This is a genomic window from Streptomyces sp. NPDC051940 (assembly GCF_040680895.1).
GTDB lineage: Bacteria > Actinomycetota > Actinomycetes > Streptomycetales > Streptomycetaceae > Streptomyces.
Genome location: NZ_JBFAXR010000031.1, coordinates 20,848 through 44,760, shown reverse-complemented (window position 1 = coordinate 44,760; position 23,913 = coordinate 20,848). Strand labels below are relative to the sequence as shown.

19 protein-coding genes are annotated in these 23,913 nt (G+C 73.5%); 6 read left to right on the top strand and 13 right to left on the bottom strand.

The genetic code is table 11. The features are described from left to right. Window position 1: 1 nt before the first annotated feature. The 5 genes from AB0M28_RS15060 to AB0M28_RS15040 all read right to left on the bottom strand — a co-directional run bounded on the left by AB0M28_RS15060 (window position 2) and on the right by AB0M28_RS15040 (window position 5,025). Complete coding sequence (locus tag AB0M28_RS15060) at window positions 2-1,336, bottom strand: CpaF family protein (protein WP_365403535.1); 1,335 nt, start codon at window positions 1,334-1,336, stop codon at window positions 2-4. Window positions 1,337-1,361: 25 nt separating this feature from the next. Continuing rightward, window positions 1,362-1,697, bottom strand: a complete 336-nt coding sequence (locus AB0M28_RS15055) for a TadE family protein (protein ID WP_365403532.1) — start codon at window positions 1,695-1,697, stop codon at window positions 1,362-1,364. Between the two features lie 80 nt (window positions 1,698-1,777). Beyond that, a complete protein-coding gene (locus tag AB0M28_RS15050) occupies window positions 1,778-3,451 on the bottom strand; it encodes an AAA family ATPase (RefSeq protein WP_365403529.1) in 1,674 nt (557 codons plus the stop codon). A gap of 3 nt (window positions 3,452-3,454) precedes the next feature. Continuing rightward, window positions 3,455-4,165, bottom strand: a complete 711-nt coding sequence (cpaB, locus tag AB0M28_RS15045) for a Flp pilus assembly protein CpaB (RefSeq protein ID WP_365403526.1) — start codon at window positions 4,163-4,165, stop codon at window positions 3,455-3,457. After that, window positions 4,162-5,025, bottom strand: a complete 864-nt coding sequence (locus AB0M28_RS15040; RefSeq protein WP_365403523.1) for a hypothetical protein — start codon at window positions 5,023-5,025, stop codon at window positions 4,162-4,164. The genes cpaB and AB0M28_RS15040 overlap by 4 nt, the downstream gene beginning before the upstream one ends. Window positions 5,026-5,604: 579 nt before the next feature. Here AB0M28_RS15040 and AB0M28_RS15035 point away from each other — a divergent pair. Continuing rightward, entirely contained in the window at window positions 5,605-7,233 is a 1,629-nt protein-coding gene (locus AB0M28_RS15035) for a glycoside hydrolase family 18 protein (protein ID WP_365403619.1), read from the top strand. Window positions 7,234-7,284: 51 nt separating this feature from the next. Here the strand turns inward: AB0M28_RS15035 and AB0M28_RS15030 are convergent, their stop codons facing one another. The 3 genes from AB0M28_RS15030 to AB0M28_RS15020 form a co-directional block, all read right to left on the bottom strand. Further along, window positions 7,285-9,603, bottom strand: a complete 2,319-nt coding sequence (locus tag AB0M28_RS15030; RefSeq protein ID WP_365403520.1) for a protein kinase — start codon at window positions 9,601-9,603, stop codon at window positions 7,285-7,287. A 64-nt stretch (window positions 9,604-9,667) separates the two neighbouring features. After that, window positions 9,668-10,999, bottom strand: coding sequence for an Nramp family divalent metal transporter (locus AB0M28_RS15025; RefSeq protein WP_365403517.1), 1,332 nt, complete (start codon window positions 10,997-10,999; stop codon window positions 9,668-9,670). Between the two features lie 90 nt (window positions 11,000-11,089). Further along, the gene (locus tag AB0M28_RS15020; protein WP_365403514.1) at window positions 11,090-11,260 is read right to left on the bottom strand and encodes a hypothetical protein; all 171 of its coding nucleotides are present in this window, start codon (window positions 11,258-11,260) and stop codon (window positions 11,090-11,092) included. A 116-nt stretch (window positions 11,261-11,376) separates the two neighbouring features. Between AB0M28_RS15020 and AB0M28_RS15015 the strand changes: the two genes are divergently transcribed. Further along, entirely contained in the window at window positions 11,377-12,339 is a 963-nt protein-coding gene (locus tag AB0M28_RS15015) for a helix-turn-helix domain-containing protein (protein WP_365403511.1), read from the top strand. 49 nt (window positions 12,340-12,388) lie between these two features. On the opposite strand, the gene AB0M28_RS15010 is transcribed toward AB0M28_RS15015, so the two are convergent. From AB0M28_RS15010 to AB0M28_RS15000, 3 genes are read right to left on the bottom strand one after another with little or no spacing between them, the layout of a single operon-like run. Next, window positions 12,389-12,793 carry a RidA family protein gene (locus AB0M28_RS15010; RefSeq protein WP_365403508.1) on the bottom strand — a complete coding sequence of 135 codons (405 nt, stop codon included), beginning with the start codon at window positions 12,791-12,793 and terminating at the stop codon, window positions 12,389-12,391. Continuing rightward, window positions 12,790-13,539, bottom strand: coding sequence for an IclR family transcriptional regulator (locus tag AB0M28_RS15005; protein ID WP_365403506.1), 750 nt, complete (start codon window positions 13,537-13,539; stop codon window positions 12,790-12,792). The genes AB0M28_RS15010 and AB0M28_RS15005 overlap by 4 nt, the downstream gene beginning before the upstream one ends. Beyond that, window positions 13,536-14,441, bottom strand: coding sequence for a sugar kinase (locus AB0M28_RS15000; protein ID WP_365403503.1), 906 nt, complete (start codon window positions 14,439-14,441; stop codon window positions 13,536-13,538). Before AB0M28_RS15000 ends, AB0M28_RS15005 begins: the two co-directional genes overlap by 4 nt. 143 nt (window positions 14,442-14,584) lie before the next feature. Between AB0M28_RS15000 and AB0M28_RS14995 the strand changes: the two genes are divergently transcribed. After that, window positions 14,585-15,841 (top strand): amino acid deaminase, encoded by a 1,257-nt coding sequence (locus tag AB0M28_RS14995; protein ID WP_365403500.1) that lies wholly within the window; start codon window positions 14,585-14,587, stop codon window positions 15,839-15,841. Next, a complete protein-coding gene (locus AB0M28_RS14990; RefSeq protein ID WP_365403497.1) occupies window positions 15,841-17,397 on the top strand; it encodes a D-aminoacylase in 1,557 nt (518 codons plus the stop codon). The genes AB0M28_RS14995 and AB0M28_RS14990 overlap by 1 nt, the downstream gene beginning before the upstream one ends. A 189-nt stretch (window positions 17,398-17,586) precedes the next feature. Here AB0M28_RS14990 and AB0M28_RS14985 read toward each other — a convergent pair whose 3' ends face one another. Together AB0M28_RS14985 and AB0M28_RS14980 are read right to left on the bottom strand one after the other, a co-directional pair. Continuing rightward, window positions 17,587-19,992 (bottom strand): bifunctional polysaccharide deacetylase/glycosyltransferase family 2 protein, encoded by a 2,406-nt coding sequence (locus AB0M28_RS14985; RefSeq protein WP_365403494.1) that lies wholly within the window; start codon window positions 19,990-19,992, stop codon window positions 17,587-17,589. A 713-nt stretch (window positions 19,993-20,705) separates the two neighbouring features. Beyond that, on the bottom strand, window positions 20,706-21,311 hold the full coding sequence (locus AB0M28_RS14980; protein WP_365403491.1) for a hypothetical protein: 606 nt from the start codon (window positions 21,309-21,311) through the stop codon (window positions 20,706-20,708). Window positions 21,312-21,507: 196 nt separating this feature from the next. Between AB0M28_RS14980 and AB0M28_RS14975 the strand changes: the two genes are divergently transcribed. After that, window positions 21,508-22,722, top strand: a complete 1,215-nt coding sequence (locus tag AB0M28_RS14975) for a pyridoxal phosphate-dependent aminotransferase (protein WP_365403488.1) — start codon at window positions 21,508-21,510, stop codon at window positions 22,720-22,722. 77 nt (window positions 22,723-22,799) lie between these two features. After that, window positions 22,800-23,912: a hypothetical protein gene (locus AB0M28_RS14970; protein WP_365403485.1), complete on the top strand. Its 1,113-nt coding sequence runs from the start codon at window positions 22,800-22,802 to the stop codon at window positions 23,910-23,912. The last annotated feature ends 1 nt before the right edge of the window (window position 23,913 follow it).

The window sequence follows — 23,913 nt, the reverse complement described above, 5'->3', positions numbered from 1 at the left end:
GTCACCGTGCCTCCCTCAGGTCCAGATGCGCGTCCGACGGCGCCACCCCGAACGCCGGCGGGACCGGTTCGCCCGCGTAGAAGAGGCGGTCGGCGCTGCGGCGCGGCAGCGGCGTGTAGTCGAAGCGGCCGCGGACGATCCGGTCCGCGCTGACAGGCAGCGGCTTGAACCGGCAGACCGAGGCCAGCTGGTAGACCTCGCGCCCGCGGGAGGACAGCATGACGATCTCGTCGATCTTGCGTGTGCCGTCCGTGTGCCGGGACAGCTGGACGATGCAGTCGACGGCGCTGTTGATCTGGTCGCGCAGCGCCTCGAAGGGCACCTCGACGTCCGACATGGAGGCCAGCGTCTGCAGCCGCATCAGGGCGTCCTCGGCGGAGTTGGCGTGGACCGTGGCCAGCGAGCCGTCGTGGCCGGTGGACATGGCCTGCAGCATGTCGAGGGTCTCGCCGCCGCGGACCTCGCCGACGATGATGCGGTCGGGGCGCATGCGCAGCGAGTTGCGGACGAGGTCGCGGATGGTGATGCGGCCCTTGCCCTCGACGTTCGGCGGCCGGGATTCGAGGCGGATGACGTGCGGCTGCTGGAGCTGGAGTTCGGCGGCGTCCTCGACGGTGATGATGCGCTCGCCCTCCGGGACGAGGCCGGAGAGGGCGTTCAGCAGGGTCGTCTTCCCCGCGCCCGTCGCGCCGGAGACGATGATGTTGAACTTCGACCGGACCAGGCCCGCGAGCAGCATCAGCATGTGTTCGTCGAGCGTTCCGAGCTCGACGAGTTCGTGCAGCTGGTACGAGCGGGGGAAGCGGCGGATCGTCAGGGTCGGGCCGGTCAGGGAGAGCGGGGGGATGATCACGTTGACCCGCTCGCCGCTCGGGAGGCGGGCGTCGACCATCGGGTTGGACTCGTCGACGCGGCGGTTGACGGTGGAGACGATGCGCTCGATGGTCTGCATCAGCTGCTCGTCGGAGGCGAAGCGCAGCGGCAGCCGCTCGACGCGGCCGGCGCGCTCGACGTAGATGTGGTCGGCGCCGTTGACCATGATCTCGGTGATGGAGGCGTCCTCGAGGAGGGGTTCGAGGATGCCCAGGCCCAGGGCCTCGTCGACCACGCGGCGGATGAGCTGGGCGCGTTCGGCGGTCGACAGGACGGGGCCCTCGCGGGAGAGGATGTGGGCGAGGACCCGCTCCAGTCTCACCCGGCGTTCGGCGGGGGCGAGGGCGGACATCTCGGCGAGGTCGATCTCCTCGAGCAGCTTGGCGCGGTACGCCGGGACGAAGCTCTCGCTGTGGCCCTCGACGGTGTGCTCGGGGCCGGTGATGCGTGAACGCAGGCTCATGGCGTCTCCCCCGTACGGCGGCCGCTCACGGCTCCTCACCTCGCGGCATCGTGGCGTCGCGGGTCACCGACCCGAAGCCGATGCCGGGGAAGAGGGAGGGGATCTCGACGGTGACGGTCACGTGCACCTCGTCCTCCCCTGTCGACGGCTCGACCTGGGCGCGTTCCGCCAGCCAGCCGCTCATCGCCTGCCGTCCCGCGGCGGCGGGGTCCGAGGGCGGGTCGTCCAGCGAGCCCATCCGGGCGGCGGCGCGGGCCGCGGTGCCGGCCTGCGAGGCGGCGTACGCGGCGATGCCCAGCTGGACGGCGCCCAGCGCCAGGACGAGCAGGATCGGCAGGAAGCCGATGAACTCGATGCTCACCGCCCCGCGGTCGCCGCGCCGCCCCGCCTGCGGCCGGCCCCTCGCACCACGCCTCAGGCGACGTATCCGACGCATACGGATCACCCGCCTTCCTCGTCCGTCGCCCCCGCCTTCCCCGTCACCGTGAACGGGAAGTCGAGCCCGCCGGGGAACAGCACCGGCACCTTCAGCCGCACCGTCGCCGTCGTCACCCCGCCCGACGTGGCCGTCGACACCTCCGCGTCCCACGCCGACGGCAGGTCCTCCTCGGCCGCCGCGGCCGGGTCGTCCCCGACGGCCGCCGCGCGGGCGGCCATGTCCGCCGCGTTCCCGGCGAGCGAGAAGGTGTAACCGACGAGCACGAACTGCCAGACCAGGGCCAGCACCAGCGCGATCAGCGGGATCATGCCCATGAACTCGACGGTGACCTGCCCCTTGTCGCCGCGCCGGCGCCGCCCCGTCGGCGGCACGGGGGTCATCCCCGGCGGCACTCCCGGCGCCGCTCCCGGCGGCAGGGCGGGCCGCGGGGCGGACGGCAGCTGGGGCGGGACGCCGGGCGGCTGCGGGGGGACGTCGGAAGACGGGGACTGCGCCGGGCGCGGCGCCGTCAGGCCCAGCTCGGCGGCGGTCGTCCACAGCGCCTGCCGTACGGCGGACTTGGGGCCGAGGTCCTGCAGCCGGCCCGCGTCGATGTGCGGCTGCAGCTCCTTGAAGCTCGCCGGTACGAGCGTGCGCGAGACCTTCGCGCCCGTCGCCCGGGCGATGATCGTGGGCTGGATCTCGGTGCCGCGCGTGAACCGGTTGACGATCACGGTCGTGTCCTCGGCCTTGCGGATCTGCAGCCTGTCCCACAGGCGCACCGTCCGCTTGGCGCCGCGCACCGCGATCACGTCCGGGGTGGCGACGAGCAGCGCGAGGTCGGCCAGTTCTACGGCGGCGGCGGAGGCGGCGCCGAGCTGGCTGCCGCAGTCGACGACGACGAGTTCGTAGCGGGCGCGCAGCGCGCTGATCGTCTGCCGGGCCGCCCGGTCGTCGAGGTCCTCGCCGCGCTCGCCCTCCGCCGGGGCGAGCAGCAGCCCGAGCCCGGTGTGGTGGCTGAAGACGGCGTCCTGCAGGACGCGCGGCGAGATGTCCTTGATCCCGGCGAGGTCGGCGATCGAACGCCGGAACTGCACGTCGAGATACGAGGCGATGTCGCCGGACTGCAGATCCATGTCGACCAGCGCCACCGTCCGCCCCGCCGCCCGCGCGGCCAGCGCCAGCTGGACGGCCGCGACCGTCGTACCCACGCCGCCCTTCGCGCCGCTGAGCGTGACGAGCATGCCGCCGACCCCGCTGCCGTACGCCTCGGGGCCGGCCGCGCCCAGGTGGCGGCGTACACCGCCGGCCCACACGGCCGCCGCGTGGACCCGGGCGGCCAGCTCGTCGTACGACAGGGGCAGCGCCGCCACGCCGCGTACGCCCGAGTCCATCGCGGCGGAGTAGCCCTCGGGGCTGACGTCGGCCGTCAGCAGGACGACGCCCACCGCGGGGAAGCGCAGGGCGAGTTCGCGGATGAGCTCCAGCGCGGGCACCGGGGCGATGCGTTCGTGGACCAGCACCACCTCGGGCAGGTCCCCGACGGAGGCGCCCGCGAGCCGGGCGAGCGCGTCGAGCAGCGTGACGGAGTCGGCGACCGGGGGCATCGGCTCGGCGTCGGGCAGCTGGTGCAGCAGCGACGCGGTGGCGCGGGCGGCGTCCGCGTCGCCGATGGCCGGGAGGATACGGATCGCCATGGGTCAGCCGTCCTCGTCCAGGGTGTACGTCCGGTCGCCGGGCGCGACCTCGGTCGTGCTGCCCGGGGCGACCAGGGCGAGGCGTACGTGCGCGGCGAACGACTCGGCGTACGCGAGGCGCTGGGCGTCCTGCGTGCTCAGCGCGAACGTGATCGGGACGGCGTCGCCCTCGTCGCGGCGCGGGTCGTTGTCGCCGGTGCGCTGGAAGGGGGTGAGCTTGCCGACGTCGATCACGGGGGCGTTCGCGACGATCAGTTTGGAGGTCGACTTCTCCTTGTCGCCCTCGCCCTGGAAGGTGGCGAAGATGTTCACCGTCGCGCCCGGGCGGATCTTGCCGGCGACGCCCGTCGAGGCGTCGATCATGATGGCGATCTCCTGCTGGCCGGGGCGCAGTGCGGGGCGGGCCGCCACCATGTCGCGCTGGAGGAGGGAGCCCTTGTGGAGGGTGGTCGTGGCGACCTTGCCGGCCAGGTCGGAGAGGTCGGTGACGGCGGTGTCCGGCAGCCAGCGCTCGGGTATCCGGGTGCGCTCGAACTGGCCGGGTTCGAGGGGCTCGTACGCCTGGACGTCGGTCTTCAGCTTGTACGCCGTCTGCTCCGGGCCGACCTTCGACTCGACGTCGCTGATCACCGAGAGCACGCCGACGAAGGCGCCCAGCGCGGCGAGCACGGACAGCAGCACCAGGATGATGCCGCGACGCTGTCGGGAGTTCATGGGACCAACCTCATCGGGGACGGAGGCGAGGGCGCGGGTATCCCGGGCGGGACGGGCGCGACACACAGCACGCAGCGGTCGCCGAGCACCTCGAGCCCGCACCACGGGCAGCGCTCCCGGCGGACGGAGGCCACGAGCTGGTGCAGCACCCCGGCGTCGAAGATGGCGGCGGCGAACTCCACCAGCTTGGGCGTCGCCCACCACCGCACGGAAGCCTCCGGCAGCGGGACCTGGAGCACGCCCTGCGCCCGCCAGGCGGGGGCGAGGGTGCGCTCCGGCCAGTCGGCAGCCAGCTGGCCGCGGGCGACGACGAGCGTCGTCGCGAAGTCCGGGCCCGGGGGCGGCCGGTCGGCCTTGGCCACCTGGGGCCGGGGGGTCGCCAGTACGGCGTAGTGCGTGCCGGGGAGCCAGGACTTCAGGTGCGATCCGACGCCCACGGGGACGCGGTCCAGCTTCGACAGGCTGCCCAGCAGGGCTCCGCTGTGCACGTAGTGCGTGAGCAGGCGGGCCGCGGAGGCGGCGATGCCCGGGCCCGGCTGCGGGCCGTGCGCGGGGTCGGTGAGCTGGGCGAGCTGGTGGGCGAGTACGGCGACGGCGAGCGGCGGCAGGGGCAGCGGGATGAGGGCGATCCGGTCGCTCTCCAGTACGGCGCGGACCGTGTACAGGCGGCGGACCAGGGGGGCCTGGGCCGCCTCGGGGTAGAGGACGAGCAGGAAGCCGTGGTGTTCGAGGGTCGCGGACGTCTCCGCGAGGGCGTCCTCCAGGGACTGCTCGGCGGGGGACTTGAGGACCAGCACGCGGGGCCTCCCCGTGTCGGGGAGGACCTGGTCGGGGCTTGTCACGGCGATGGCTAGGGGCACGTGTGGCTCCCGTCCGGTCGCGGTGGTCACGGATCGTCAGGTGTTGCGCACTGCTAGTGCAGCAGCCTAACGGCGGTTTCGGGGTTCGGGGTGTGGTTCGCGCGAATCTTCGCCGAGGTCCGGGTGTCCTGTGACCTGCGGTCGCGCTGCGGGGGCTTCGCCCCCGGGCCCCCTTCGCGGGCTGCGCCCGCATCGCGCCTGCGGCGCTCGTCCTCAAACGCCGGACGGGCTCGGTGTGGTCCCGTTCCGCTGCCGGGGGCTCCGCCCCCGGACCCCCGGTCGGCGCTTCGCGCCTCGGCCTCAAACGCCGGACGGGCTGGGGGTGGGGCCTCCCCCCCACGCCCCTGACCGCACAGTCGGCGCTTCGCGCCTCGGCCTCAAACGCCGGCCGGGCTTGAGGTGCCAACACCCCGTCCCGTCCGAGGCCTTGACACGCCCAGTGGTCTGGACCACATTGGTCCGGACCAAGCAAGCTGCTCCGCCCCACCCCACACTCCGGAGGCAGTCGTGCACCCCCGTACCCCCGACCACGGAAACCGCAGACCCCTCAGGCGCGCCCTTGCCACCGGGCTCGGCGCGCTGCTTGCCCTTGTCGGGCTCGCCGTTCTTCCGCATACCGCTCAGGCCGCCGACAACCTCGTGCAGAATCCCGGGTTCGAGGGCGGGATCGGCGGGTGGAGTTGCAGTGCCGGGAGCGGGGTTGCCGTGAGCAGTCCCGTGCACGGCGGGAGTGGTGCGCTCAAGGCGACGCCCGCCGGGCTCGACAACGCCAAGTGTTCGCAGACCGTGAGCGTGCAGCCCAACTCGGCGTATGAGCTGAGCGCCTACGTGCAGGGGTCGTACGTGTACCTCGGCGCCAGCGGCACGGGGACGACGGACGTGTCGACGTGGACGCCCGCGGCCTCGTCGTACAGCCAGCTGAAGGTCAACTTCACCACCGGTGCGAGCACGACGTCCGTGACCGTGTACCTCCACGGGTGGTACGGGCAGCCCGCCTACTTCGCCGACGACGTGAGCCTGACCGGGCCCGGCGGGACACCGCCGGCCATCCCCGCCACGCCGGGCGGCCTGCGCGTCAGCGGCGTCACCTCCACCACCGCGAGCCTCGCCTGGAACGCGTCCACCGGGGCGACCGGCTACAAGCTCTACCGCAACGGCGCGCTCGTGCAGAGCGTGGGCGGCACGTCGGCCACGGACTCGGGGCTGAGCCCCTCCACCGCGTACAGCTACACCGTGAGCGCCACCAACTCCGCCGGTGAGTCCCCCAAGTCGGCCGCCGTCACCGCGACCACCTCCCCGTCCGACAGCGGAGGCGGCGGCCCCGTACCCAAGCACGCGGTGACCGGGTACTGGCAGAACTTCAACAACGGCGCCACCGTGCAGACCATCGCCCAGGTGCAGAGCCAGTACGACATCATCGCGGTGGCCTTCGCGGACGCGACGGGCACGCCCGGCCAGGTGACGTTCAACCTGGACTCCGCCGGGCTGGGCGGCTACACCGTCGCGCAGTTCAAGGCGGACATCGCGGCGAAGAAGGCCGCCGGCAAGACGGTGATCATCTCCGTCGGCGGCCAGAACGGCACGGTCTCCATCAACGACTCCACCTCGGCGAACAACTTCGCCAACTCCGTCTACGCCCTCATGCAGGAGTACGGCTTCCAGGGCGTCGACATCGACCTGGAGAACGGCCTCAACGCGACGTACATGACGCAGGCGCTGCGCTCGCTGTCCTCGAAGGCCGGCTCCTCGCTGGTCATCACCATGGCGCCGCAGACCATCGACATGCAGTCGACGTCCAACGGCTACTTCCAGACGGCGCTGAACATCAAGGACATCCTCACCGTCGTCAACATGCAGTACTACAACAGCGGTTCGATGCTGGGCTGCGACGGCCAGGTCTACTCGCAGGGCTCGGTGAACTTCCTGACCGCCCTGGCCTGCATCCAGCTGGAGGGCGGGCTGTCGCCGTCCCAGGTGGGCCTGGGCCTGCCGGCCTCGCCGAGCGGGGCGGGCAGCGGCTACGTCTCGCCGACGATCGTCAACAACGCCCTGGACTGCCTGGCCCGCGGCACCAACTGCGGTTCGTTCCACCCGCCCCGGACCTACCCCGGCCTGCGCGGCGCGATGACCTGGTCGACCAACTGGGACGCCGCGGCCGGCAACGCCTGGTCGAACTCCGTCGGACCGAAGGTCCACGGGCTGCCGTGACACACCCGCCCGGCGCCGCCGTCCCGACTTCCCCGGGGCGGCGGCGTCGCGCTATCTGCTCACCCTCGACCGGTCCAGATGCGCCATCGTCGCCCGCGTCAGCGCGTGGTGCATGCCGAGCACGTGTGAGACGTCCGGCAGCAGCGCCCCCCACAGCCGCTCCGCCTCGGCGTGGCGGCCGAGCGCGGAGAGCACCCGGGCCAGGGTGAAGCGGCCCTGGAGGTTGAGCTCGTCGTGGTGGCCCTTGAGCGCGATACGCCGGTCCAGCACGCCCTCCAGCAGGGACAGCGCCTCCGCCGGGCGGCGGGCGGTGGCCGCGGTCTGCAGGGCGAGCTGGAAGCAGGCGTCGATGGTGAGCTCGTTGTCGGGACCCAGATAGCGCGTCAGGTCCATGGTCAGCGCGTCCCAGTCGGGCAGCGTCAGGGCGGCGTTCGTCACCAGGTCGAGCTGGTCCTGGAGCTGGAGGATCGCGTAGCGGGTGCGCAGCACCAGCTCGTCGTGCTGGGGCAGGACGCGCAGCAGGTCGGGCAGCAGCTCGCGGTAGACCGCGAGGGCGTCGTCGGCGGCGCCGGTCTCCTCGGCGTTCTCCGCCAGCCCGAAGCGGGCGCGCAGCGCCAGCACATGGTCGTCGCCCAGGGCCCGGGTGGTGTCGGCGACCAGGACGCGCCAGGCGGGGCGGGCCTCCTGCGGGTTGCCGGCGTCGGAGATCCAACGGACCAGCACGGAGCGGGCGGCGAGTCCCGCCTCGCTCTCGTTGTCGAGCAGGCCGATGAGCCGGGGCACCGCCTCCCGGATCCGCTTGGGGCTGACCGCGTCCCGGGTGGACGCCTCCAGCACGCCGGCGGCCAGCTGGCGGCGGGCCTCCTGGGGCATCCCGGCGGGGAGTTCACGGCGTATGGTCTCGTCGCTGAGCAGCGGGATGAGGTGCTGCCAGGCGCGCAGCGCCCGGTCGTGCTCCCCGGCCGCGCGCAGTTGCGTGGCCTCCTGGAAGCGCACGCCCAGCGTCACCGGATGCGTGTCGCCCATGACGGCCCGCAGGATGGGCGCCAGCTCGCCGAACAGCCGGCTGGCCTCCAGCGCCTGCCCGGACTGGGCCAGGTACCACGGGTACAGGCTGCGGGCGTACAGGGTGCGGCGGTCGTACGGACCGTGCAGGGCGATGATCCCCGGCAGCACCTCGCCCAGCATCGCGGCCGCGTGCTGCGAGCGGCCGTCGCGGGCCAGTGCGCAGGCCAGCTCGAAGCGGATGTCGGTGAGCATCGGATCGTCGGGGCCGAGCAGTTCGGCGGCGTCCCGGCTCAGCGCCTCCAGCTGCAGCACGGTGTCCCAGGCGGCGCTGGCCGCCAGGGCCGCGTCGCGGCGCAGGCGCAGCTCCTCGCGGGTGGCCTCGAAGAAGTCGTCCGGGTCGGGGTCCCAGTCCGGTTGTACGTCGTCCTCGTCGACCCACTCCTCCAGGACGACCACCTCGTCGGGGTCGACCGGCTCCGCCCCGGACGCGGTCGCGGCGGCCGGGCCGCCCAGGGCGACGGTGCGCAGCAGGTCCACCACCTCGGCGGCGTCCGCGGGGCGGTCGGCGGGGTCCTTCTCCAGCAGGTGCAGCACCAGCCGGTCGACCTCCGGCGGCACCTCGGGGCGCAGCGCGCTCGGCCGCTGCGGGGCGTCGTTGACCTGCTTGTACATCACCTGCAGGATGCCGCGGTCCTGCGGGAACGGCGGCCGGCCGGTGAGCATCGCGAAGAGCAGGCAGCCCAGCGCGTACAGGTCGGTGCGGCCGTCCACGGTGGTGCCCAGGCACTGCTCGGGCGCCATGTACGCGGGCGTGCCCACCATCCGGGCGCCGGTCAGCCGGGCGTTCTGGGTCTCGGACTCCTCCATGAACCGGGCGATGCCGAAGTCCAGCAGCTTCACCAGACGGCCGGGCGTGATCATCACGTTGCCGGGCTTGAGGTCGCGGTGCACCACGCCCACCTCGGGGGCGTGGGCGGCCTCCAGGGCCAGCGCGATCTGCGTGGACCACTCCAGGGCCTGCTCCACACCGGGCAGCCCGCTGCTGATCTCCATCGCCAGGGAGCGGCCGCGGACCATCTCCATCACGATGTACACCAGCGGGCCGTCCGCCCGGCCGACGTGGTTGTAGTCGTAGACGGAGACGATGTGCGGATGGGCCAGCCGGCCGGCCGCGGTGGCCTCGCGGCCCAGCCGGTCCACCAGCTCCTCGACCGTGTCCGGATGGGCCTCCTCCCGGAGCACCTTGACGGCCACGGGCCGCCGGATGCGCCGGTCGACCCCCTCCCAGACCTCGCCCATCCCGCCCGCGTCGAGCCGCCGCACCAGCTCGTACCGGCCGTCCAGAACATCGCCTGCCTGCATCCGCGCCCCTCCCCAGTGGCATCCGGCGGGCAGACCCTAGCGGGAAACCCCTTGCCCCGTCTGCCTACCAGTCCAGATCGCTGATTTCCTGCACGCAGAGCACAAGGAACAGCACGCCGGCCGCGAAGAGCATCACGTTGCTCAGCGCCCCGTTGCGCCATGCCCGCGGTGTGCGGCCGGAGTTGAGCAGCCACAGCAGCGTCAGCGCCAGGAACGGCAGGAAGAACGCGCCGAGCACGCCGTAGCCGATCACCAGGGCGAAGGGCTGGTCCAGCCAGAGCAGGCACATCGGCGGGAAGGTCAGCCAGAGCAGGTACGCCCGGAAGGCCGGCGACCGCTCGGCGCGCCCGTCGGCGACCTCGGCGACGGACTCGCTCACCCCGGCGCCACGGTCCCCCGCCGTCCCCGCCCGGACGTTCTCCACGAAGTCCGCGAAGAGCAGGCTCACGCCGTGCCAGACGCCGATGAGGGAGGTGAAGGAGGTGGCGAGGAAGCCGATCAGGAAGAGCCTGGCGGTGGCGTCGCCGTAGCGGTCCGCGAGGACGTCGCCGAGGTCGACCAGGCCCGTACTGCCCGTGGACAGCGCGATACCGGTGGAGTGCAGCAGCTCCGCGCCGACGAACAGCATCGCGATCACGAAGACGCCGGTGGTGAGGTACGCGACCCGGTTGTCCAGCCGCATCACCCGCAGCCAGCCGGTGTCCGTCCAGCCCTTGGCGTTGATCCAGTAGCCGTAGGCGGCCATGGTGACCGTGCCGCCGACGCCGCCGATCAGGCCGAGGGTGTAGATCAGGGAGCCGTCCGGGAGGACCGGGACGAGGCCGGCGAGTGCGTCACCGAGGTTGGGCGAGACCCGGGCCGCGAGGTAGACCGTGGTCACGAACATCACGCCGACCAGCACCGTCATGACCTTCTCGAAGACGGCGTAGCGGTTGTACCAGACGAAGACCAGACCGGTCAGTCCGCACAGGACCGCCCAGGTCTTCAGGCCCCACAGGTCCGGGAAGAGCGCCACGAGCGGCAGCGCGGAGGCGGACATGGCGGTGGCGCCGTAGACGAAGCCCCAGACCACGACGTACCCGGAGAAGTACCAGGTGGTCCAGCCGCCCAGGGTGCGCCAGCCCTCGAACAGGGTGCGGCCGGTGGCCAGATGCCACCGGCCCACGGCCTCGGCGAGGGAGATCTTCACCAGACAGCCGACGACCGCGGCCCAGAGCAGTGTGTAGCCGAACTCGCTGCCGGCGATCAGCGTGGCGACCAGATCGCCGGCTCCCACCCCCGTCGCGGCGACGACGACGCCGGGGCCGATGTGGCGCCAGCTCGCGGTGCGTACGCAGGCTGCTCCGGAGGTCGGTTCCGAGGCCCGCTCGGAGGTCGACCCGGATGTGTCGGACATACGCGCCCGCCTTTCGTACTCGTCCCCTTCGACGCTTGTTCAACGAGCGAGGCGGACAAGTGCGGCGGCCCGCAGGCGGGCGCCTTCCGGCTACGCCGCCAGGGCGTGGCGGTCGGTGCGCTCCTCGTGGGAGCGGGCCGCGGACGCGATCTGGCGGTCGATGCGGCGCTCGCGCACCGCGCCGGCCACGGCGGGGGCGGCGATCAGCAGGGCGAGAACCAGGACGAACAGGGCGCTGAGTGCGTTCTCCATCGAATTCATGCCTCAATCATCGCCGTTCCTTGCAGAAACAACGAGTGGCAGGACTGCCGTAGGGCATCGAATTACTGCCATACTGGGGAGGCGGGGAACGGCAACCGGCGGGAGAGGGGCGGGACATGCTGGAGAACGTCGCGTGCGTGCTGGTCAACGGGGTCAACGCCTTCGAACTCGGCGTCGTCTGCGAGGTGTTCGGCCTCGACCGCTCGGACGCCGGGCTGCCCGTCTACGACTTCGCGGTCGTGGCCGCCGAGCCCGCGCCGCTGCTGGTGAACCCGCACATGACGGTGGACACGCCGTACGGCATGGAGCGCCTCGCGCAGGCGGACCTGATCGCCGTGCCCGCCGGATCCGGCTTCCTCACCCGGGACTTCGCGCCGGAGCTGCTGCGCGCGCTGCGCGACGCGGTGGACCGCGGGGCGCGGGTGCTCAGCATCTGCTCCGGCGCGTTCCTGCTGGCCCGCGCCGGGCTGCTGGAGGGGCGCCGGTGTACGACGCACTGGCGGTACACCGACGAGCTGGCGGCCGTGGTGCCGGGAGCGCTCATCGAGCCGGACGTGCTGTACGTCGAGGACGGCCCGCTGATCACGTCGGCCGGCACGGCGGCCGGGATCGACGCCTGCCTCGCCATCGTCCGCAAGGAGCAGGGGGCCGGGGTGGCGAACGAGATCGCCCGCCGGATGGTCGTACCCCCTCACCGGGAGGGCGGGCAGGCCCAGTTCGTCCGCGCGCCCGTGGCGCCGGCCGGGCGGGACGATGCGATCGGGGAGGCGCTGCGCTGGATGCAGGAGCACATCGCCGAGGAGGCGAGTGTCGAACAGCTGGCGGCCCGCACCCATCTCGCGCCGCGCACCTTCGCCCGGCGCTTCCAGCAGGAGACGGGGACGACGCCGTACCAGTGGCTGCTCGGCCAGCGGGTGCTGCTGGCGCAGCAGCTGCTGGAGGAGTCGGACCTGACGGTCGACGCGATCGCGTCGCGCACGGGGTTCGGGAACGCGGCGGCCCTGCGCCAGCAGTTCGTACGACGGGTGGGCACGACCCCGCAGGCGTACCGCAGGACCTTCCGCGGGGTCGCGGCCTGAGCCGGGCCCAGGCCGCGACGGGGCGGGGCGGCCCCGTGGACCGGGCGGGTCAGCCCAGGACGGCCAGCGCGTCGATCTCCACCAGCAGGCCCGCCGGGAGGCCGACGTACACCGTGGTGCGCGCCGCCGGGACGGCCTTCAGGTCCGCGAAGTACTCGTTGTAGATCTCGTTGAACTCGGCGAAGTGGCCGGTGTCCGTCAGATACACGCGGATCATCACCGCGTCCTCCCAGGAGCCGCCGCCCTGCTCCAGTACCGACTTCACGTTGGTCAGGGTCTGCAGGGTCTGCTCGCGCAGGCCCGGACCGGCCGGCGTGGGCGGCTTGCCGTCCTCGGCGGGGAGGAAGCCGACCTGGCCGGCGACCTGCAGGATGCCGCCCTTGCGCACGCCGTGGGAGAACTTCGCGGGCGGGGTGGTGTGGGTGGGCGGGGTGATCGCGATCTTCTCGGTCATGCGGGGATTCTTCCTGAATAGTCGTTGCTGATGGCTTCCGCCGTGCGCCGCAGCAGCGGCAGCAGCTCCTTCAGCCCATCGGCGCCGATCACGACGGACGGGGCGGAGAGGGAGCAGGCCGCGACGGTACGGCCGTCCGCGCCGCGGATGGGGGCGGCGATGCAGTTGATGGACTCCTCGTGCCCCCCGAAGTCCGTCGCCCACCCCTGCTCGCGGACCGCCGCCAGCTCGGCCAGCAGCTCCTTGGGGGTGAGCACCGAACGCGGGGTGTACGCCGGATAGTCGAGGTGTTCGGCGAACGCCCTGCGCTCGGGCTCCGGGAGGTCCGCGAGCAGCAGCTTCGCCACCGCGGCGACGGTGATCGGCACGGGCTTGCCGATCCGGCTGTACATCCTGACCGGATAGCGGCTCTCGACCTTGTCGATGTAGAGCACCGCGTCGTCCTCGCGCACCGCGAGGTGCACGGTGTGTCCGCACTCCTCGTTCAGGCGCACCAGATGCGGGTGGGCGATCTCCCGTACGTCGAGACCCTCGGCGGCCTGCGCGGCGAGCGTGAACAGCCGGGCGCCGAGCCGGTAGCGCTGGTCCTGCTGGCGGTAGACCAGCCCGTGCTCGTGCAGGGTGCGCAGCAGCCGCAGGGCCGTCGACTTGTGGACGCCGAGCTCGCGGGCGACCTGCTCCAGACCGGCGGGCCCCTCGGCGAGGAGCGGCAGGATGGCCAGCGCGCGGCCCACGGACTGGCTCATCGCCGCGCCGCCTGCGCGGGCGCCGCCAGGTCCCCGTGGGAGGAGAGGGCGCGCGCCGCGAAATCGTGACCGCGCCCCAGGGCGTCCCGTACCGGCAGGTCCGCCAGTGTCGCCGAGAGGAACCCCGCCGCGAACGCGTCCCCCGCCCCGACGGCCGCGACGACCTCGACCCGGCGGGCGGGGACGTGCACCGTGCCCGCACCCGTCAGCGCGGTCGCCCCGGCGGCGCCCTGCTTCACGACCAGCACGGCGGGCTCGGGGAGCAGCGCGCGGACCGCCTGCGGGTCCGCCGCGCCCCACAGCGCCTCGGCCTCGTCGGCGCCGACGAACACCACGTCCGCGCCGCGCGCCAGATCCGCGAAGATCAGGCCCGCGTCGGCGGCGCCGCGCCACAGACCGGGGCGGTAGTTCACGTCGAAGGACACCCGGGGCCTGCCGGGGCGCCGCGCGGTGAGCCCGCGCACCAGGTCGCCGCAGCCGGGCGAGAGGGCGGGCGTGATCCCGGTGAGGTGGAGGATCCGCGTGTCCGGCACCGCCGTCCCGGGCGCCAGGGCGGACGCCGCCGATCCCGCCCGGTAGTAGGCGACCTCGGGGTCCCGGGCAGTGGTGGAGCGCTCGGCGGCGGTGCGGAAGTAGACGCCGGTCGGCCGTGTGGCGTCCCGTTCGACAGCGGAGACGTCCACGCCGTACGAGGCGACGGACCGCAGGACCAGATCGCCGAAACCGTCGGCCCCCAGTCGGCTCACCCAGGCCACCGCGTGCCCGGCCGCCGCCAGCGCGCACGCGACGTTCGACTCGGCGCCGCCGATCCCGGGCTCGAACGACGGCACCGCGGCCAGCGGGCCGGGCGCCGAGGGGGCGAAGGCGACCATCGTCTCGCCGAGGCACACCACGTCGTACATCAGCGCCCTCCTCACACCGTCCGGGATCCCCCGAACCGGGAGGAGCCGCATTGACCTGCCGTCCGCCGGGATGTTAGACAGCCATTCGCGATATACGCAATGCGCGTTGCACAGGACGCAACGCCGGAGCCGGGAGGGACCCCATGCCGGAGGCAGCAGCCGAGCGCGCCGACTACCGCTTCAAGGGCCTGCCGCCGGACGCCGACGGCATGCTGCTGACGGATCTGGCCGCCGAGCGCCGCCCGCTGTTCGGCGGCGGTTTCACCACGCCCCTGCTGACGCTGGACGCGGCCGCCCTGGAGCACAACCTCGCCGCGCTCGCCGCCTACTGCACCGCCCACGGCCTGGCGTTCGCCCCGCACGGCAAGACGTCCATGGCCCCGCAGCTCTTCCACCGCCAGCTGGAGCACGGCGCCTGGGGCATCACCCTGGCCGTCCCGCACCAGGTGCGGGTGGCGTACGCGCACGGCGTCAAGCGGATCTTCCTGGCGAACGAGCTGGTGGACCCGGCCGCGCTCCGGTGGGTCGGCGCCCGCCTGGACGACGACCCGGAGCTGCGCTTCGTGTGCTACGTCGACTCCGTGGCCGGCGTGCGCCTGATGGACGAGGCGCTGCGCGGCCGCGGCGGCCGGCCGGTGGACGTGGTCGTGGAGCTGGGCGGCGGTCCCGACGCACGGACCGGCGCACGGACGGAGGAGACCTGCCGCGAGGTGGCGGACGCCGTCGCCGCGTCGCCGGCGCTGCGCCTGGCCGGCGTCGCGGGATACGAGGCGGAGGCGACGCCCAAGGGCGAGGCGGGCGTCCGGGAGTGGCTGCGCCGGCTGACCGCGCTGGCCGTCGAGTTCGACAAGGCCGACCGCTTCGAGGGGCTGGACGAGATCGTGGTCAGCGCCGGGGGCAGCGAGTGGTTCGACGCGGTGGCGGACTCCTTCGCCGCGCTGCCCGAGCTGTCGCGGCCGGTGCTGAAGCTGCTGCGCTCGGGGGCGTACGTCAGCCACGACGACGTGCACTACGCCCGGATCACGCCGTTCAACCGGCTGCCCGAGGAAGGCAGCCTGGCACCGGCGTTCCGGATCTGGACGCAGGTCGTCTCGCTCCCCGAGCCGGGCCAGGCGTTCGTCAACGCGGGCAAGCGGGACCTGGCGTACGACCTGGACCTGCCGGTGCCCCTGTCGGTGCGCGGGCTGGACGGCACGGTGCGCCCGGCGCGAGGGCTGACCGTGCGCAGGCTGTCCGACCAGCACGCGTGGCTCGACGTGGCGGACGGCGCGGGGATCCGGGTCGGCGAGTGGGTCGCCCTCGGCATGTCCCACCCCTGCACGATCTTCGACAAGTGGCAGCTGATCCCCGTCGTCGAGGCCGACGGCACGGTGTCGGACTTCGTCCGGACCTACTTCTGATGTCACTCGTCATCCGCGGCGCGCTCGTCGTCGACGGCACGGGCGCGCCCGGCCGCCGGGCCGACGTGCGCGTCGCGGACGGCCGTGTCGCCGAGATCGCCGACCGCCTCACCGGTGCGCGCGAACTGGACGCGGCGGGACTGGTCCTGGCCCCCGGCTTCATCGACATGCACGCGCACAGCGACCTCGCCCTGCTGCGCGACCCGGAGCATCTCGCGAAGACCGCGCAGGGCGTCACCCTCGAAGTCCTCGGCCAGGACGGCCTGTCGTACGCGCCGGTGGACGACCGCACGCTGGGCGAGGTGCGGCGGCAGATCGCCGGCTGGAACGGCGACGGGTCGGACATCGACTTCGACTGGCGCACCGTCGGCGGCTACCTCGACCGCCTGGACCGCCAGGGCATCGCGGTCAACGCCGCGTACCTCGTCCCGCAGGGCACGGTCCGCGCGCTCGCGGTCGGCTGGGAGGACCGCCCGGCGACGGACGCGGAGCTCTCCCGGATGAAGCAACTGGTCGCCGAGGGCCTGGCACAGGGCGCGGCCGGCATGTCCTCCGGCCTCACCTACACCCCCGGCATGTACGCCCCGACCGCCGAACTCGCCGAGCTGTGCCGGGTGGTGGCGTCGTACGACGGCTACTACTGCCCGCACCACCGCTCGTACGGGGCCGGGGCGCTGCAGGCGTACGCCGAGATGATCGGCCTGGCCCGGACCTCGGGCTGCGCCCTGCACCTGGCCCACGCGACGATGAACTTCGGCGTCAACGAGGGCCGCGCGCCCGAACTGCTCACCCTCCTCGACGAGGCGCTCGCCATGGGCGTCGACGTCACCATCGACACCTACCCCTACCTCGCCGGCAGCACGACCCTGGCCGCCCTGCTGCCCGGCTGGGCGACCGAGGGCGGCCCCGAGGCGACGCTGGCGCGGCTGCGCGACGCGGCGGTCTGCGAGCGGATCCGGCACGTGCTGGAGGCCGAGGGCTCGGACGGCTCGCACGGCGTCCCGATGGACTGGTCGACGATCGAGGTCTCGGGCGTCTCCCAGGACGGCCTCAAGGGCTGGATCGGCCGCCGCATCCCCAACTTCGCTGCGGCCCGCGAACTCCTGCTGACCGACGGCCTGTCCACCGCGATCCTGCAGCACGTCGGCCACGAGTCCAACGTCCGTACGATCATGGGCCACCGCACCCACACCGGCGGCAGCGACGGCATCCTGCACGGTGCGAAGCCCCATCCGCGGGCGTACGGCACGTTCCCGCACTACCTCGGCCACTACGTCCGCGAGCTGGGCGTCCTCACCCTGGAGGACTGCGTCCACCACCTCACCGCCCGACCGGCGGCCCGGCTCCGGCTGCCCGACCGCGGCACCGTCCGCGAGGGCCACCGCGCCGACCTGGTCCTCTTCGATGCGGCGACGGTCGGGGCGGGCGCGACGTACGACGACCCCCGCCGGACGCCCACGGGGATCCCGCACGTGCTGGTGAACGGGGAGTTCGTCATCCGGGACGGGCGGCGGACGACGGCCCTTCCGGGACGGGCGGTACGGCGCCGGGGCTGACCGGTCCCCCGCCCCCGGCCCCGTCCCCCACGGGGTCCGGGGGCGAAGCTCCCAGGACCTGGCGCGCCCGGACCGCGCCGCGGTCCGGGTTCATACGTGTGGGGGCCCCGGAACGGTACCGCTTGATCGGCCCGGTGCCGAGAGGGCCGAACGATGCCGTTTCCCGACGGCCGTCCGGAACGGAGAGCCTCACACCGCCTGGCGCAGGGTCTCCGTCGCCGTGCCGGTGCGCTGCATCCGGTGCCAGCCCAGCCGGCTGCCGAGCAGGGCCGTGAACACCGACTGGACCACCACCAGGTACATCAGCTGCCGGTACACGAACAGCTGCAGCGGCATCGTCCACAGCGGACCCAGCCGCTCCCCGTCCAGGCGCAGCGCGTACACCGCGCCGACCAGCTGCACGGCGAGGAAGCCGAGCCAGATCTGCAGGGACGTGGCGGGGTCCTGGAAGAGCACGCCGTACAGCGCGTACACGTCGACGATGGGCGCCAGCAGCGGCAGCAGCGTCTGGAAGACACCGAGGTACGTCAGACCGCGGCGGCCGAAGCGGCCCGCGGCGCCCTTCTCGCGCAGCGCGCCGCGGTGCTTCCACATCGCCTGCAGGGTGCCGTAGCACCAGCGGTAGCGCTGGCGCCACAACTGGCGCAGGGACGCCGGCGCCTCGGTCCAGGCGATCGCCGTCTCCTCGTACACCACGCGCCAGCCGGCCCGGCACAGCGCCATGGTGAGGTCGGTGTCCTCGGCGAGGGTGTCCTCGCTGACGCCGCCGACGCCGAGCAGCGCGTCGCGGCGGAACCCGCCGATCGCGCCCGGCACGGTCGGCATGCACTCCAGCACGTCGAACATCCGCCGGTCGAGGTTGAAGCCGATGACGTACTCGAGGTGCTGCCACCTGCCCAGCAGCCCGCCGCGGTTGCCGACCTTGGTGTTGCCGCTGACCGCGCCGACGGCCGGGTCGGCGAAGGGCTGGATCAGGTTGCCGATGGCGTCCGGCTCGAAGACGGTGTCGCCGTCGATCATCACGACGAGGTCGAAGTGCGCCCACGCCAGCCCGGTGTTGAGGGCGGCGGCCTTGCCCGCGTTGGGCTGGCGGACCACCATCACCCGCGGATCGGGGCAGGAGGAGGCGATCTGGTACGTCCGGTCGGTCGAGCCGTCGTCGACGACGATGATCTGCAGGTAGGTGTGCGTGCTCGCGAGCAGGGAGCGCAGCGTCTGCTCGATCCCGGCCTCTTCGTTGTACGCCGGGACGATGACCGTCACGGGGGCGTTGATCTCCGCGTGGGGGCGGCGGGCCCGCCGTACGCGCCTGACGTGGGTGCGCGCGAAGACCATCAGCAGGGCCAGCCGGCCCACGGTGAGCACACCGGCCAGCCCCAGGAACCAGGTCATGCCGACGGCGAAGACGTGCGCCGCGCTCTGCGCCCCGAGCAGGCCCTTGCCCTGCCACGCCGCCATCGTGCCGGCCGGCGGGTTCGCGTCCGGCAGGCCGAGGGCGGTGGAGACCGTGGTGTAACGGGTCTTGTCCCCGGGCGCGGCCAGGCTCTTGGCCAGCCGGGTGTACGTCGCGGGGGTCTGCGCGTACTGCTGCACACCGCGGCCCGAGGCCACGATGAGATAGCCGTCGCCGGCGGCGCGCTCGGCCGCCTCCCACTGCGCCTCGCACAGCCGCGCGGGGGTCGTGGTGTACGGCAGCCGCAGCAGGTGCGGGCTGACGTCGGCGGCGCCGGCCAGGACGTTGCGGGTGAGGGACAGCTCCAGCCGGGTGCGTACCGCGGAGGCGCTGCCGAGGTCGGCGGCGGTGTAGGTGTACGAGCCGAGTTCGTGGCCCTCCGCCTTGATCCGCCGCACCAGTTCGGGGTGCCGGGCGGCCTGGGCGCCGGTGACGAAGAAGGTGGCGTGCGCCTTGTTCTTACGGAGGAGGTCCAGGAGCTTCGGTGTCATCACCGGATCGGGCCCGCCGTCGAAGGTCAGCGCGGCGGTGCCCTTGGCCGGGGCGGCCGACTCCACCTTGCCGCCGGGCCCGACGCGCAGGACGGGGGCGCTGGACCGGATCCCCTTCGGCGCGGGCGCCGCGCAGGCGCCCGCGGGGGGCGGGGCGGAGGCGGCGACCTCGTGGTGGGTGTAGCCCTCGAAGAGGAGGGCGGCCACGGCGGCGATCAGGGTCAGGGCCAGCAGGATCCAGTGGGCCTTGGGGTCGGTACGCCGGGGGCGGGCGTGGCGCCGCGGATCGGCGACGGGCCGCGGCCGCTCGGGATGAAAGCCCCCGGCGGGCTCCGCAGGCCCGGCGCCGGAGGGCGCGGCCTCGTAGCGCGGGGGCTCGTCGGCGTGCCGCCGGGGCCGGGCGACGTAGGGGGGCGCGGCGGGGGCGCCCAGCGGATCGGCGGGCAGGGGGTGCACGCCCAGGGGATCCGCGGGCACGGCGTGCGGGGGCGCGGCGGCGTAGCCGGGGACGGGCTGGGGGTACTGCGGTATCGGCTGGGTGTGCGCGGGCGGCCCGCCGGGGCCCGGTTGGTGGACGCGCGGGGGCGGCATGCCGGGGCCCGGGGCGCCGGGGTACGGGGTCTGCGGCGGCATCGCGGCGCCCGGAGGCATCGCGGGGCCGTGGCCGTGCGGGTGCGGCGGGGTGCCAGCGGCACGGGGCGGGTGCGGCATACCCGGGCCCTGAGCGGGATGCGGCATACCCGGGCCCTGAGCGGGATGCGGCATACCCGGGCCCTGAGCCGGATGCGGCATACCCGGGCCCTGAGCCGGATGCGGCATACCCGGGCCCTGAGCCGGATGCGGCGTAACCGGGCCGGGACCCGGACCGCCCGTCGCCGGGTGCCCGCCCGGGTACGGGGACGCCGGCCCGGGACCCCGACCGCCCATGCCCGGACGCTCAGCGCCGTAGGGCGGGGGCCCGCCGGGGCCCCGCCCACGCGCCCGCACGCCTGGCCCCTCGGGGTAGTCGGGCGCGACGCCCAGCCCTTCATCGCCGTAAGGCGACGGCCCCCCAGGGCCCCGCCCGCGCGCCCGCGCGCCCGGCCCCTCGGGGTAAGCGGGCGCGACGCCCGGCCCCTCATCGCCGTAAGGCGACGGCCCGCCGGGGCCCTCCGGGTAACCGGGGGCCGGCCCCTCGTCGGCGTACGGCGGCGGCGTGCCGCCGCCCCGGGCGTACCGGGGCATCTCGGGGTCGTCGTACCGGGACTGCCCACCCGGGCCGCCGCCGGCGGACCGGCGAGGCATTCCCCGCTCCGGTCCGCTCCCGCCCTCGCGGGAGGGGTCGCGCCGAGGCGTGCCGCCGCCGCGACCGCGCGAGGAGCGCCTCATCGGCCGCCCCCGCCGTTGCCGGCGCCGGGCGGCGTCGTGCCCTGGCCGTGGCCGCTACTGGACTTGGTGGAGCCCGGGTTGGGGCTGGTCGTCGTGGGGGCCGGGGAGTCGGACGCCTCGGGTGCGGACGTCGCCCCGGACGGCGACGGGGACGGCGCCGAGGTGTCGGCCGCCGGCTTCGCGGACGCCTCGGCGTCACCGGAGCCGGAGCCGGACCCGTCGCCGGACCCGTCCTTCTGCTTACCCGGGGAACCGCTCGGCAGCGGATCGGGCTTCGACTGCACCCACGGCAGCCCGTCGCTCGCGGGCCCGGCGCCGAGGACACCGGCCACCAGCACCATGAGGAACCCGGCGAACGCGACACCGGCCGCCGCCATGCCGTACCGCACGAGCTTCCTGCGCCGCCCGGAGGCGTCGACGAAGACCTGCCGCCCGCCCGGCTGCGAGGCCCCGCCCGAGGACGCGGGCCGGCGCAGCGGATAGCGGTCGGCCTCGGCGGCCGCCCGCCGCCCCTCATAGGGGTCGTCACCGGCGGAGTTCTGCCGACCGGGCAGCGGACGCCCTCGGTCCCTGCCCTTGGCCCTGCGGCCCCTCGTACCCATGGCGGGCGAGTCTAACGGCCGTGGGCGGCCGGACCTGAAGCGCACTCGGCCGCCCCTGGCCCGCGCGGCGGGGCGCCACCGGGGCATACCGGAGTCCCGGGGACAACGCGGCACCAGCGGAGCGACGAAGCGTGAGCTGTCCCTCACTCGCGCATATCCGGAGGCGCCGGGCGTTACCTCCCCGTAAGGTGTCGACATGTCACAGGTGATCCAGTCCACAAAGCTCGCGAACGTCTGCTACGAGATCCGGGGCCCGGTTCTCGAGGAGGCGATGCGGCTGGAGGCGGCAGGTCACCGCATTCTGAAGCTGAACATCGGCAACCCCGCCCCGTTCGGCTTCGAGTGCCCCCCGGAGATCCTGGAGGACTTCGTCCGCGCCGCCGGCGACGCCCACGGCTACGGCGACTCCAAGGGCATCCTCCCGGCCCGCCGCGCGGTGATGCAGCACTACCAGACCGTCGGCCTCGACCTGGACGTCGAGGACATCTACCTCGGCAACGGCGTCTCCGAGCTCATCCAGATGGCGATGCAGGCGCTGCTCAACGACGGCGACGAGGTCCTCGTCCCCGCCCCCGACTACCCGCTGTGGACCGCGGCCGTCTCCCTCGCGGGCGGGACGGCGGTGCACTACCGCTGCGACGAGGGCGCCGACTGGATGCCGGACCTGGCGGACCTCGAGCGGAAGATCACCGACCGCACCAAGGCCATGGTGATCATCAACCCGAACAACCCGACCGGCGCGGTCTACAGCAACGAGATGCTGCTCGCGCTGACGGAGATCGCCCGCCGCCACGACCTGCTGGTCTACTCGGACGAGATCTACGACAAGATCCTCTACGACGGCACCACGCACACCCCGACCGCCGTGATCGCCCCGGACCTCCTGGTGTGCACGTTCAACGGCCTGTCCAAGGCGTACCGGGTGGCCGGCTACCGGGCGGGCTGGATGACGCTCAGCGGCCCCAAGGAGCACGCGCGCTCGTACATCGAGGGCCTGACGATCCTGGCGAACATGCGGCTGTGCGCCAACGTCCCCGCGCAGCACGTCGTGGCCACGGCGCTGGGCGGCCGGCAGTCCATCAAGGACCTGGTGCTGCCCGGCGGCCGCCTCCTCGCCCAGCGCGACGCCGCGTACGAGGCGCTGTCGGCGATCCCGGGCGTGAGCGTGGTGAAGCCGAAGGGCGCGCTGTACATGTTCCCGCGGCTGGACCCGAAGGTCTACAAGATCAAGGACGACTCCCGGATGGTCCTCGACCTCCTCAAGCAGGAGAAGATCATGATCGTCCACGGCACGGGCTTCAACTGGCCGGCCCCCGACCACTTCCGCATCGTGACCCTCCCCCACAAGGACGACCTCACGGACGCGATCACCCGCATCGGCCACTTCCTGGACGGCTACAGCCAGGCGTAGCAGGGGGCACCCCGCGCCGGGTTCCGCACCGGACCTGAGACCCGCCGTCCACCCGCCGTTCACCGCCGCCCCGGGGAATGGAAGGCTCCGCGGAGCACGCTCCCCCCGTGAGACGCATACTGGCCATCGTCCTGGCGGTACTGGTGATCGGCGGCGTTGCCGCGGCCGTCGTCGCCGGCCGCGGCACGCAGGGCGGCAGCACGGCAACGACGACCGTGCGTGGAGTGATCGGATCGGAGAAGGCGGAGTTCTTCGAGGATCCGGAAGTGGTGGAGGCCCTCGCGGACAGGGGCCTCACCGTGAAGGTGGAGACCGCGGGCTCGTGGAGCATGCGGGATCTCCCCCTCAAGGACTACGACTTCGCCTTCCCGTCCAGTTCGGCCCCCGCCGAGGAGCTGAGCCACTGGACGAAGGTGCGGGGCGGCCCGGTGCGGCCGTTCTACTCGCCGCTGGTCGTCGTCGCCCACAAGACCGCGGCCGAGGTCCTGGACGCCAACGGGCTGGCCACACTCAGCGGTTCGGAGCACACCACCGGCACCCTGCACATGGCGGCCTACCTGCGCGCCGCGCGGCGGGACACCACCTGGCAGCAGCTCGAGGGCACCCGGGGCCACCAGGAGCTGACCGGCACGCTCTTCGTCACCAGCACCGACCCGCTCAGCTCCAACTCCGGCGCGCTCTACCTGGCCGCCGCCTCCTTCGTCGCCAACGGCGGAAAGGTGGTCGCCGACGGCCCGGCCGTCGACCGCGCCCAGGGCCTGCTGCGCAAGCTCGTCCAGGTGCAGGGCGCGCAGCAGCCCAGCTCCGACGGCCCGTTCCGGGACTTCGTGAGCGGTGTCGGCAATCCGCTGGTGATGGTGTACGAACAGCAGGTCGCCGCCCTGCTGCTGGCCGGCGACGACCCGGGCGACCTGACGGTCCTCTACCCGGACACCACCGTGTCCTCCGACCACACCGTCGTCCCCGTCACCGAGGCGGGCCGCCGGCTCGGCGAGGCCCTGCGCACGGACGCGAAGCTGCGCGCGCTCGCCGTACGGCACGGCTTCCGCCCGCAGGGCGCCCCGGGGGAGTTCACCGAGGCCACCGCCCGGTACACCGGGTACCTCAACCAGGACCTGACCGGCATCCGGCAGGCACCCGTGCCCACGGCCGAGGTGCTGCACGAGCTGGCCGACCGGGCCCGCAGCTAGG